The organism is Bacteroides helcogenes P 36-108 (assembly GCF_000186225.1).
Taxonomy (GTDB): Bacteria; Bacteroidota; Bacteroidia; order Bacteroidales; family Bacteroidaceae; genus Bacteroides; species Bacteroides helcogenes.
Window position 1 is genome coordinate 501,634 of sequence record NC_014933.1, and the last position, 13,172, is coordinate 514,805.

The 13,172-nt window shown below is 42.5% G+C and carries 6 protein-coding genes; 5 read left to right on the forward strand and 1 reads right to left on the reverse strand.

Features of this window, described 5'->3' with window-relative positions:
* Positions 1 to 7: 7 nt before the first annotated feature.
* Positions 8 to 3,364, reverse strand: coding sequence for a SusC/RagA family TonB-linked outer membrane protein (locus BACHE_RS02015; RefSeq protein ID WP_013546031.1), 3,357 nt, complete (start codon positions 3,362 to 3,364; stop codon positions 8 to 10).
* A gap of 481 nt (positions 3,365 to 3,845) precedes the next feature.
* Between BACHE_RS02015 and BACHE_RS02020 the strand changes: the two genes are divergently transcribed.
* The 5 genes from BACHE_RS02020 (at position 3,846) to BACHE_RS02040 (ending at position 13,168) form a co-directional block, all read left to right on the forward strand.
* Positions 3,846 to 4,694, forward strand: a complete 849-nt coding sequence (locus BACHE_RS02020; protein ID WP_013546032.1) for a hypothetical protein — start codon at positions 3,846 to 3,848, stop codon at positions 4,692 to 4,694.
* 420 nt (positions 4,695 to 5,114) lie between these two features.
* Positions 5,115 to 8,507, forward strand: coding sequence for a SusC/RagA family TonB-linked outer membrane protein (locus BACHE_RS02025; protein WP_013546033.1), 3,393 nt, complete (start codon positions 5,115 to 5,117; stop codon positions 8,505 to 8,507).
* Positions 8,508 to 8,530: 23 nt separating this feature from the next.
* Positions 8,531 to 10,225, forward strand: a complete 1,695-nt coding sequence (locus tag BACHE_RS02030) for a RagB/SusD family nutrient uptake outer membrane protein (RefSeq protein WP_013546034.1) — start codon at positions 8,531 to 8,533, stop codon at positions 10,223 to 10,225.
* Positions 10,226 to 10,478: 253 nt separating this feature from the next.
* Positions 10,479 to 11,645, forward strand: a complete 1,167-nt coding sequence (locus tag BACHE_RS02035) for an exo-beta-N-acetylmuramidase NamZ family protein (RefSeq protein WP_041579126.1) — start codon at positions 10,479 to 10,481, stop codon at positions 11,643 to 11,645.
* 68 nt (positions 11,646 to 11,713) lie between these two features.
* Positions 11,714 to 13,168 carry a sodium:solute symporter gene (locus BACHE_RS02040; protein ID WP_013546037.1) on the forward strand — a complete coding sequence of 485 codons (1,455 nt, stop codon included), beginning with the start codon at positions 11,714 to 11,716 and terminating at the stop codon, positions 13,166 to 13,168.
* Positions 13,169 to 13,172 lie beyond the last annotated feature (4 nt).

The window sequence follows — 13,172 nt, forward strand, 5'->3', positions numbered from 1 at the left end:
ATAATGATTATAAGCTGAGTTGTAAACCAAATGAAATTGATTTTTGATACGGATAGCTACGTCCGAAATTACGTTGATCGGCAGAAGAACCGACATAGCGAACACCAATTTCCGGGTCAATATCCGGTTTGATACCACTAATAGTAAACAAATTTTCACCGGTAAAGTAGATGCGTAGATTTTGTATCTTCACTTTGCTAAGCAGGGTTTTCGGCAAAGAATACCCCACGGTCAATGTCTTGCAGCGCAAATATGCCATATTCAACATATAACGGTCATTGATCTGATAGTTACCCGTAGTTGCTTGCCCGTAAGTCATGGGACGTGGATAGAATGCATTCTGGTTTTCGGGAGTCCAGTAATCTTCCGCACCTTCATAATAGGGCTCACCACTGGTGAAGCCCGGCAGAACCTGATTACCTGCAGCCCAAAGATTATTCTTCAATACGCCTTGGAAGAAAATATTAAAATCAAATCCTTTATAAGCGGCATCAAAATTAAATCCTACTTGATAGCGTGGCAAAGCATTGCCGATAACGCTCATGTCACCGGGATTGTCAGTAGCAGTTCCTTTGGTAATTTTGCCATCTGTCTTTCCATCTTTTCCAGGCAGATCTTTATAGAGCACATCACCCGGAGCAAAACGATAATTCTTTGGGAATACCTGAGTTTGGTCAGGGATATTACTCTTCAAAGTACCATCTGCATTGAAGTCTGCATCGGTAAGGAAACGGTCAAATTGAAGTCCCCAAATATCACCGAGTCTCATACCTTCCTGATAGTAAGTAGTACTCCACCAGCCAGTACCATCGCCACCATAAGCAGGCATACGAGTGTTATTTGTCCACTTGGTAACTTTAGTCGTGTAGTCTGAAACAGAAGCTCCAATACCGATTGTAAGACCATTTTTAAAACTATGACGATAATCAACTGCTAATTCCCATCCCGGAGTTTCAATAGCTCCCATATTTTGATAGGGGGCGGTAGCTCCTAATGTCCAAGGAACATTTGCAGTGGTAAGAATATCAGTTGTCTTACGATTATACCAGTCAAAAGTCACCCCCAAAGCATCATCGAAGAGACGTGCATCAAAACCGAAGTCAAGAGTAGAAACCTTCTCCCAATGTAATTCCGAAGATACAATTGTCGGCATTCCGGTAGACTGAACTTTCTGTCCATCAATAATCCAACTATCCTGGGCAGTAGAAAGTGTAGAAACAAAACGGTCTGTACCAACATCCTGGTTACCGATAGTTCCCCATGATCCTCTCAATTTCAATGTGCTAAGATAAGGTTTCAATGATTGCATGAAAGCCTCTTCAGAAATACGGTAACCAACTGACATTGATGGAAAGAAAGCAAAACGTTGTCCTGAGGGGAAACGTGACGAACCGTCGTAACGACCATTCAATTCTAACATATAACGGTCTTTATATGAATAGTTAATACGACCGAAGAAACCAGCTACAGCCCACCACGTATGATCACTACTTGTAGTCTGGTCACCGGTAGCCATATTTAGTTCCGGCTTTTCTGTAGACAGCAAGCGCATGCGTTTTCCCCAGAAGTATTTGTATTCGCTCTTTTCAATATTCGAACCAGCCATTACCTTAAAGTCATGATCCTTGATACGCTTACCATAGGTTGCTACAAAGTTACCAGTCAGAGTTTCAGTACGTCCATTTATCATTTGTACAAAATCATGGGAAGCAGCTACATAATTAGAATACGAGTTCTTAAAAGCCTCCAATGAGTTATAGGCGGTAAATACATTATATCCAGCTACCAAACCAGGTGTGCCATACTTATGTTCACGTGTCTCCACTGAACTATATATACCATCAATATCGATTGTCAACCCTTCGATAGGTTTAATTGTAGCTCCACCACTTAAACGCACATATTCACGTTCTTTGGTTTGCATTGGAGCTGATTTCAATTCGGTCAATGCACTACGGAATTCCTTTCCATCAAGAGTTCCGTACGGATAGACCGGCTGCCAGCGGTAGAGGTAGTACATGGCATCATATAAATCGGAATTGTAATTGTAAGGTTTATCGTAGTCTGCACGAGTGTACATCACTGCTGCACGAACAGAAATATATTTATTCAAATCAGAATTCAGAGAAATATTTCCATTGTAACGTGTATACTCATCGGAGTTAATTTTAGTCAAACCTTCTTGATGAATATAGCCCAAAGAAATGTTATAGTTGGTTTTTCCGTTACCACCATTTAATGAAACATTATGACTTTGTTGCGGCATCCAATTCTTAATGTACATATCGTACCAGTCCCATGTACGGTACATGTGCATACCTGTTCCGTCCCAATCAAAGTCACGACCTTCTACTATTTCAGAACCAAATTGGTTACCAAAACCATACTTATCCCAATACTCTTTCATCTTGGCAACACCCGCTTCATCTATAACGAGATTACCAATCACACTATAACTATTAGCAGGAGTTACACCATTCTGCACACCTTTCAGGTTAATGTCGGCTTGTTGCCATCCAGGCAATTGTTTCGGAGTCACGGTCGGTGTACGCCAAGCAAAGTTATTGGTGTACTTCACAGAAAGACGTTCATGCTTTTGTTTGGACTTGGTAGTAATAAGTACTACACCAAAAGCTCCACGCGCACCATAAATAGAAGCAGAAGAAGCATCTTTCAATACTGAGATACTTTCAATATCATCAGGATTTACCAATGAAATATCGGTGATTTCTACGTTATCAACCAAAATAAGTGGGTTGGCACTACCATTTGGCGAACCAACACTACCACGAATTTTAATGGTAGGAGCACCACCTATTTCTCCTGAATTTGTAGTTACCGTTAATCCCGGAACAGCACCTTGTAAAGCGCGACCAATATCAGTAATGGGACGACTATCAATGGTTTTATTAACATCTACTGAAGCAACCGCACCCGTTAAGTTCACTTTCTTCTGTGAACCATAACCAACAACCACAACTTCGTCCAAAAGTTCCGCATCTTCTTTCAAGATTACTCTCATATTGGGAGCAGCTTTCACATCTTGAGTTTGGTAGCCCACAAAAGAGACCTGTATCATGGCTCCGGGCTTCACTTTCATTTTAAATTTACCATCCAGATCTGTGATACCACCATTAGTCGTACCCCTTTCAATGACATTGGCGCCGATTATAGGTTCACCCTTTGAATCTACCACCGTGACAGTCACAGAAATAGATTGCATCTGCTCTAATACTCCATGAGTATCGGCAAATGCCGTTTGAGTAGCCATCATATTGCCACTGCCTAAAAACAGCGCACTGATAGCCACTGCCGTGAGGAGTTTACTATGCGCTGATCCTCGTTTTTTGTGATCTTCATTCATAAGTAATTGATGATTTTGTTGTTAAAAAAATAGTTTTTCAAAATTAGGGTAAGAAGGGAAAACGAATTGGAATAGCTGAAGCTACTCCGAACAACTTTTAAGTTCTCATAGGCATATTTTCTATTTAAAGGTTTACGATTTATATATTATATCTCTTTTTCTTTACTGCCAAGTTCTCGTGGAACTTGATAGATCATCGATTGATGAAATAATGATTCCTATCTTTCGATATTGCTTCAGAGTTCTAACCTACTGTGAATATAGATAGAAAAGAGCATACTCCCTTCAAAAGTAAATTATGAAGAACAAGGATAGATCAATTTCGCATGGAGATGAAACAAGAATTGATAGAATATGGGTATTGCAAATACATGGAAGCTTTTAGTAGAATATTGCAAATGGAAATGTTTTTTTTACTAATAGCCATTGGGAAGATTAAAAAATGCTATATATTTGTATTCAATTCTAAAACTAACTACCTATGAAACTAATTGCAGAAAGTGGTTCCACGAGAACAGAATGGGCTTTGGTTGAGGACAGCCACCTCATACAGCGTGTTTTCACGGAAGGGCTCAATCCTTTTTTCCAGACCAGGAGGGAGATTAGTAGAAGTGTGCGATTAGGATTGCCTGAAGTGTTTTTTAAAAAAAAATTAGAGCAAGTATATTATTATGGAGCAGGTTGTACTTCTTATGAAAAAAAGAATGTATTAGGAGCTTCATTAGTAGCACAGTTTAAAACTCCAATTCAAGTGGAAAGTGATCTTCTCGCTGCCGCTCGTGGTTTGTTCAAATGTGAATCCGGTATTGCTTGTATTTTGGGTACAGGCTCCAATTCATGCTTTTATGATGGAAAAATTATAGTGAAAAATGTAAAAGCAGGAGGATATATTCTGGGGGATGAAGGCAGTGGTGCTGTATTAGGGAAATATTTTTTATCAGACGTTTTAAAGGGACTGGCTCCTAAGGATATAATGTCGGATTTTTTCGAGAAATTCCGCATCAGCCCTAACGAAGTGATGGAATCTGTATATAACCGTCCATTCCCCAACCGTTTTTTATCTACTATATCGTATTTTTTAGCGGATTATACCAACGATGATTACGTATTTGAGCTAATAACGAATAACTTGAGAAGTTTCTTCACTCGGAATGTATGTCAATATGACTATAATAACTATCCTATCCGTTTTGTCGGTTCCCTGGCCTACAGTTATGCTGATATTTTGCGCGAAGTTGCCCATGAGTTTGGAATCGAGTTGGATGTTATCGAAGAAACCCCAATGAACGGTTTGATTGAATTCCACTCGCTAAATATTGAAGAACCTTAAACATCTATTTAATAAGGTGTCGGAACTGTATGTTTGCAAAACTATAATTATAAAGTTAAAAAGATGCAAATGAGTGTTCATGATATTAAATAAAAACATATCTTTGCTAAGTCGAAGGGGATGAGTTGTCTCCACATTATTTCGACGCCTTTGTTAATAACAAGTTTTTTATCTCTTAAGACAACCAACAAAGACAATTAATTGGAGAAGTTTATTACCAATAAACATACACCAAGTTCCACGAGAACTTGGTAGTAAAGAAAAAGAGAGATAATATAAGAAGTTATGAACCTTTAAATAAAAAAATGCCTATGGCTAAAAACAGTCTTAATGTGAGGTAGTTGCAGTTATCTCAATCCATTGTCTTATATCTCATTTTTTAGAGAAACCTATTAATTAACATCAAATCATCAATTACTTATGAATGAAGATCACAAAAAACGAGGATCAGCGCATAGTAAACTCCTCACGGCAGTGGCTATCAGCTCACTGTTATTAAGCAGCGGCAATTTTACAGTTGCCGCCCCGGCTGCTTCAAATGGCATTTTAAAAGTAACAGAGCAACTGCAAACCATTACTGTTACAGGGCTTGTAGTAGATGCCGGGGGTGAACCGGTCATCGGGGCCAGTGTAGTAGAAAAAGGAACGACCAACGGCATAGTTACAGACACAAATGGAAAATTTTCATTAAGTGTAAAGCCGGGGGCAACGCTGAAGGTATCATTTGTTGGCTACCAACCCCAAGAAGTAAAAGCTACCTCAACCATGAAAATCATCTTAAAGGAAGACACTGAATTATTGGATGAAGTGGTTGTTGTGGGATATGGCGTGCAAAAAAAAGCAAATCTGACAGGTGCGGTTACTTCCGTTGATTTAAATAAAACAATGGCTGGCCGACCGCAACAGGATGTATCGAAAGCACTGCAAGGAGCCGTTCCCGGACTAAGTATAACTACCACCAACGGTGACATCAACGGCAGTGCCTCCATGCGCATCCGTGGTGTAGGAACATTGAGCAATTCAGAAGTCAGCAACCCGCTGATTGTGGTAGATGGAGTACCGATGGACGACATCTCTTTCCTCAACACACAAGATATTGAAAGCATTTCGGTTTTGAAAGATGCAGCATCCAGCTCTATCTACGGTACACGTGCCGCTTTTGGTGTCATCCTGATACAGACGAAAAGTGCCAAAGCCACCAACAAAGTAACCATAAATTATAACAATAATTTCGCGTGGGATCAATCCACTTATCTACCTGATTACCCGAATGTACCTACCCAACTAAAGATGGCATTGGAGGGCAAAGCCAATTCAGGCCAATATGAGGTAGAGCTATTCGGTATGTATTTTGACAAACTACTGCCCTATGCAGAGAAATGGGCACAGCAAAATGGAAACAGGAAAATCGGATATGGAGAAATGAGAACCTACCAAAATGACAGCAATGTAGGTGATTATACTACCATAAACGGGACACCTTATCATTACGCCGATTATGACATCCAAGACATATTCTATTCAAAAGCAGCTCCTTCACAAAGTCACAGCATATCCATACAAGGGACTTCAGGCAAAACAAATTATTATTTGTCTTTTGGCTACAATGACAAAGAAGGCATCATGAAAATTCGCCCGGATGAATTAAAGAAATACAATGCTTCTGTAAATGTAACAACCGACCTGTACGATTGGCTACAAGTAGGTGCACGCATCAACTATTCACGCAAAATTTATGAACGTCCTGATACCTACAACAGTACCTACCAGTACATTTGGCGTTGGGGCTCTTTCTTCATTCCATCCGGAACCATGGATGGCGTAGATACACGTGTAATAGCCATGCGTAAACAAGCCTCTACCAGACGGGAAGTTACAGACCTCACCCGTATGAACGCCTTCCTGAGAGCTGAAGTGATTAAAGGGCTGACTCTTAATGCAGACTTCACATACGCCATTGAAAACCTGAACAGTGGTTCTGAGGACTTTTCTGTCTATGGCGTCAACTGGGGAGGAACCAAGCCATCGTATATAGTTTCAAAAGGTTCATCTGCCATTTGGAGAGATAATTCCAAGCAAAACACATGGACACTAAATGCTTACGCTGACTACAACAATACGTTTGGGAAAAAACACAATCTGAATATTAAAGTAGGTGCAAATGCCGAAGAGGTGGATTACACTTATCTTTATGGCTATCGCAAAGGACTTTATGACGAATCGTATCCTGAGTTGAACTTGGCCAACCAAGACGGGCAGAAGATTGACTGGAAACACACATCCCGTGCTTCCGCAGGTTATTTTGGCCGCCTCAACTACGACTATAAAGGTATCTACCTGTTGGAACTGAATGGTCGCTATGACGGTTCTTCCCGCTTCCCCCACAGTGACCATTGGGCATTTTTCCCGTCCGCATCTTTGGGTTACCGTTTCTCCGAAGAGGCTTTCTTTGCTCCGTTAAAGAATATCGTAAATAATGGCAAGCTACGTGCTTCTTACGGTGAAATCGGCAATGAAGCCGTCGGAGATTATATGTTTGAACAAATGATTACCCAACGTCTCAACAATTCTTCCACAGGTTATGTATATTGGGCTGACGGTAACGGTGCAAATGCCAATCTGCTGACTATGTACAATATGCCGACTTTGGTTTCCAGCTCACTGACATGGGAGCGCATACGTACCACTGACATCGGCATTGACTTAGGCTTTTTGAACGATGAACTTACACTTGGCTTTGACTGGTATCAACGTGAAAACCGCGATATGCTTGCACCTGCGCAAGTATTGCCCAATTCAATCGGTGCTACTGCTCCTTATGACAACGCAGGAACACTGCGCACACGTGGTTGGGAATTAAATCTTAACTGGCGTCACAAATTCGGAGAATTCGATGTTTATGCAAACTTCAATTTAAGTGACTCTAAGACAAAAGTCACCAAATGGAACAACGATTCAAAGTTACTGAACACCTATTACACAGGGAAAACCTACGGTGACATCTGGGGATTTGAGACAGAGCGTTATTTTGAAGAATCGGATTTCACAAGCCAAAATGCAGATGGTTCATGGAACTACAAAGAAGGAATCGCCAGTCAATCCGGTTTGGAGCAGGGGTCTTTTCATTATGGACCGGGTGACGTCAAATTTAAAGATCTGGATGGCTCAAAAACAATAGACGGCGGAAAGGGTACAGCCGATGACCACGGAGACTTGAAGGTAATCGGTAATTCACTGCCACGTTATGAATACAGCTTCCACCTCGGAGGTACTTGGAAAGGTATCGACTTGGACTTATTTTTCCAAGGTGTGGGCAAACGTGAAGACTGGACCATCTCATCCATGAATTTTCCATTGATGCGTAGTGCCGACTTGGCTGTTTATGACAATCAGACAAGCTATAACAAGGTATTGTACACCAACGATTGGAAAACCGTGACCGGTTATGAAATCAATCAAAACAATACCTACCCCCGGCTTTATCCGGGAAATGACACTAAAGGAACCGTGGCAGGTATTGCCAATGGAACAAACAACTATTATCCGCAAAGCCGCTACCTGACGGACATGTCATATCTTCGTCTGAAGAACGTTACCATAGGCTATACTTTCCCTAAAGACTGGACCCGTAAAGCTTTTATTGAAAAAGCACGGATCTATTTCAGCGGGAGCAATCTGTTCCTGCTTCATAAAGGGAATGATCTCCCTGTTGACCCCGAAATCAGTACCGGAGACGGTCTTTCTTATGGCGGTTGGGGACGTACGGCTCCTATCACACGTACCTTCTCATTCGGTATTCAGGTAACATTGTAATAACAGCTAAAAGATTAAGAAAGATGAAAAAACTATTTACATACGGAGCTATGGCTTTAATGGCATTAACAAGCTGCAATGACTTGCTTGACAAATCACCATTGGATGCCTTTACCAATACCGCAGCGTATTGGAGTAATACAAGCAATCTTGATAACCAGTGCAATACTTTTTACAATAATTATTCGGGTTATGGAAATTCAGGCAGTGGAGGCTGGTTCTATTTTAAGACATTGAGCGATGACCAGGTAAGTTATCAAGATAACAACTGGACCTACACCAATGTTGTAGCCGAATCTACCAACTGGTCGTCGCCTTTCACGGAAATCCGCCGGGCCAACTACATTCTTGAAGGATTAAGAGTATCTTCACTTGATGCTTCCACAAAAGCCAATTATGAGGGCATCGCACGTTTGAACCGTGCATGGGAGTATTATCAACTGGTTCGCATGTATGGTGATGTCCAATGGATTAATACTGTCATTGACCCAAGTCAGACAGACGCAGTTTATGGTGCACGCACAGACCGTGATATTGTAATGGACAGCGTACTCAATGACTTGGACTATGCGGCAGCCCATATTACAGGAAACAATAAACAACGTTTCTCGGCAGATATGGCATTGGCAATGAAAGCGGACATCACTCTATACGAGGGTACGTACAGCAGATATCGCAACGCCGCAGACAATGCCGGCAAAGCGGCCGATGAACCGCGTGCCAAGAAATATCTGCAGGAATGTGTATCTGCCTGTGAAGCATTAATGAATAAAGGATATTCATTAAACAGCAGCTACAAAGGAAACTACAATTCCACCGATTTGAGCAAGAATCCCGAAATGATTTTCTTCAAGCCTTATTCACAGAACACACTGATGCATTCTACCATTGACTACACGGTCAATACCAGTGGAACGAACGGCATGACAAAAAATGCTTTCGACAGTTACCTGTTCCTTGATGGCAAACCTAAAGCAACAACCTCGATGAACACAGACGATGCAGCGGTCCGTGATGCCGACGGCAACTATTCCATTGTTGCCATGCTGGCAAACCGTGACAAACGCTTAACCGAAACGCTCGACCCGGTATTATGCCTCAAGAACTATCCTTACAGCCGTGCCGGTGTGAAGCCGTTTACATCCACTACAGGCTATGGCGTGGCCAAATATGACAATCCTGACGAATTGATAGTCAATGACCGTAACAATATCGGCAAGCAATATACAGATTGCCCGCTTTATTGGTTATCTGTCATTTATTTGAATTTTGCCGAAGCCAAAGCCGAGTTAGGAACATTGACCCAGGCCGACCTTGATGCAAGCATCAATAAGCTACAGGCACGTGCCGGACTTCCAGACATGTCATTAACCCCGGAAAAAGACAATGCCAATAACATGAACGTCAGTAATTTGATTTGGGAAATCCGCCGTTGCCGCCGTTGCGAACTAATGTTTGACAACTGGACCCGCTATTGGGATCTTGTCCGCTGGCATAAGCTTGACCTGCTCGATTCCTCTAAGAATCCCGACATCTATTTGGGGGCAAACCTGAAAGGAGTAGTTGATTCAGGATCAGACATCAACAGTAACGGATATATGATCGGCTCCAATACTATCAACCAGCCACGTGCCTATGAAGCCAAGCAATACTTCTATCCGATACCTACCGGACAGTTGACCTTGAACAAAAACATGAAGCAGAACCCCGGCTGGTAATGCCAAGCAATTGGTCAAGAGCGTTACAAAAGTTCTTTTCCAATTATTCAATCTCCCGAACGCCCATCCTTCTCATACCACATAGAGATGTAAGGATGGGCGTTTTCCATATTACCGGTATCCGGCCAAGGGTATTCCATACATAATCTGCAAATTAAGATTGATAATTCTAAAAATAATCAAATAAGTGTTTTTGATATTAAAATATAATCTATCTTTGTTGCAAGTAATATCCTCCTTATATAATACTATTATGAAGAAACTGCTGCTTTTGGCTGTAATGCTATGTGGTCTTGCTTTGTGCCGGGCACAAGAAGAACGAGTCATTCCGGGTGATGAACAGACTGCCGGATATTTCCCTATCCTGAAAGGCAAACGAATCGCAATTTTCTCCAACCACACGGGAATGATAGGAAACAAGCACTTACTGGACATCCTGCTGGAAAACAAGTTCAACGTGGTAGCCATATTCTCACCGGAACACGGTTTTCGAGGGGACGCGGATGCAGGCGAACATGTGTCCAGCTCTGTTGACAAGAAGACCGGTGTGCCTATACTTTCTTTGTACGACGGCAAATTGGGCAAACCCAGTGACACCTCCATGCGCAAATTCGACATCCTGATTGTGGACATACAAGATGTAGGATTGAGGTTTTATACATATTATGCTTCCATGTGCAGGCTGATGGATGCATGTGCGGAATACAACCGCAAAGTCCTTGTTTTGGATCGTCCTAACCCGAACGGACATTATGTGGACGGGCCCATTCTGGATATGAAATATAAATCCGGAGTAGGCTGGCTGCCGATTCCTATCGTACATGGCATGACATTGGGCGAACTTGCATTGATGGTGAACGGCGAACGCTGGTTGCCGGCCTCACGCGTATGCGACCTGACAGTTATCCCCTGCAAAAATTACACACACCGAACCGTGTACAAGCTGCCCATTCCCCCGTCTCCCAACCTCCCCGACATGAAGTCGGTCTATCTCTATCCGTCCACTTGCTATTTCGAAGCCACACCCGTCAGTTTAGGCAGAGGAACCGACCTTCCATTCCAAGTATATGGGCATCCCAACATGACAGGTTACAGTTACAGTTTCACTCCCCGAAGCATGCCGGGAGCAAAGAATCCGCCTCAACTGAACAAGCTGTGCCATGGCGTAAACCTCAGCAATATGAGTGACGAAGAAATCTGGAAACGCGGAATTGATTTGAGCTATATAATCGACGCATACAGAAATCTGAATATGGGTGACCACTTTTTCCGTTCTTTCTTCGAGTTACTGGTAGGCACAGACTATGTACGCCGGATGATAGAAGACGGAAGAAGCGCCGATGAAATCAAAGCAATATGGAAAGAGGATGTAGAAAAATTCAAGATACAGCGCAAGCCCTACCTGCTTTATGAAGAGTGAGATTCTCTGCCAAGCAGGGCTTGTACGAGATTCAGCCAATTAATTATTAAAACATTAACCGTTAAACGATGAGTCCATTCTCAGTCATAATCACCATTACCGCCTATTTTGCGGTATTATTCATCATATCCTACATTGCAGGCCGAAAAGCGGACAATGAAGGATTCTTCGTAGGCAACCGTAAATCTTCCTGGTATGTCGTAGCCTTTGCCATGATCGGTTCCGCCATTTCGGGAGTGACCTATGTATCCGTACCGGGCATGGTATCCGTCAGTGGTTTCGGCTATCTGCAGATGGTGTTGGGATTCATTGCCGGACAAATTATCATTGCTTTCGTACTGGTTCCCTTATTCTACCGCATGAAGTTAGTATCGATTTACGAATATCTGGAAAACCGCTTCGGAATGGCTTCTTACCGTACGGGAGCATGGTTCTTCTTCATCTCCAAAATGCTGGGTGCGGCCGTGCGTCTGTTCCTCGTATGCCTGACGCTGCAATTGCTGGTTTTTGAGCCTTTCGGGCTCCCCTTCATCCTGAATGTCGCCGTCACGATGGCCTTGGTCTGGCTCTATACTTTCCGTGGCGGTGTCAAATCCCTGATATGGACAGACTCCCTGAAAACATTCTGTCTGGTAGTATCCGTCATACTCTGCATTGGCTACATCGCATCCGACCTCCATCTGTCGTTCACAAGCATGGTAAGCACCATTGCCGACAGCGAGATGTCACGCGTATTCTTCTTTGATGACATAAACAGCAAACAATATTTCCTCAAACAATTCCTGGCAGGCGCTTTTACCATGATTGCCATGACAGGACTGGACCAAGACATGATGCAACGTAACCTGAGTTGCAGAAATTTCAAGGATTCACAGAAGAACATGATTACCAGTGTTATCTCACAATTCTTCGTGATACTGTTATTCCTCATGTTAGGAGTATTGCTTTATATCTTCGCGGCAAACCGCCAGATTGAAGTCACCAAAGGAGACGAGCTTTTCCCGCTGATAGCCACAGGCGGTTATTTTCCTGCCATTGTAGGAATATTATTCATCGTTGGCTTGATTTCCTCCGCTTATTCCGCCGCCGGCTCCGCACTGACTGCACTGACCACCTCATTCACCGTCGATATTCTTGGAGCAAAAGGAAAAACAGAAGAAGAAGTTGTAAAAACGCGCAAGAGGGTACATGCAGGCATGGCTGTAATCATGGGCATTACCATCTTTGTTTTCAATCTCCTCAACAATACAAGCGTCATCGACGCTGTTTATATTTTAGCAAGTTATACTTACGGCCCGATACTCGGCCTGTTCGCATTCGGCATTTTCATGAAACGGCAAGTGCGTGACAAATATATACCATTGGCAGCCATCGCCTCTCCTATCCTCTGCTTCATCCTCCAGAAGAATTCGGAAGCTTGGTTCGGAGGATATCAGTTCAGCTACGAACTGTTGATATTCAATGCACTGTTCACATTCATCGGACTCTGCCTGCTGATCACAAAAGATAAAAAGAATCATTAACTTA

Bases quoted from the DNA above. Each gene is read 5' to 3' on its own strand.
- BACHE_RS02015 (WP_013546031.1), bottom strand. From the start codon at position 3,364: ATGAATGAAGATCACAAAAAACGAGGATCAGCGCATAGTAAACTCCTC.
- BACHE_RS02020 (WP_013546032.1), top strand. From the start codon at position 3,846: ATGAAACTAATTGCAGAAAGTGGTTCCACGAGAACAGAATGGGCTTTG.
- BACHE_RS02025 (WP_013546033.1), top strand. From the start codon at position 5,115: ATGAATGAAGATCACAAAAAACGAGGATCAGCGCATAGTAAACTCCTC.
- BACHE_RS02030 (WP_013546034.1), top strand. From the start codon at position 8,531: ATGAAAAAACTATTTACATACGGAGCTATGGCTTTAATGGCATTAACA.
- BACHE_RS02035 (WP_041579126.1), top strand. From the start codon at position 10,479: ATGAAGAAACTGCTGCTTTTGGCTGTAATGCTATGTGGTCTTGCTTTG.
- BACHE_RS02040 (WP_013546037.1), top strand. From the start codon at position 11,714: ATGAGTCCATTCTCAGTCATAATCACCATTACCGCCTATTTTGCGGTA.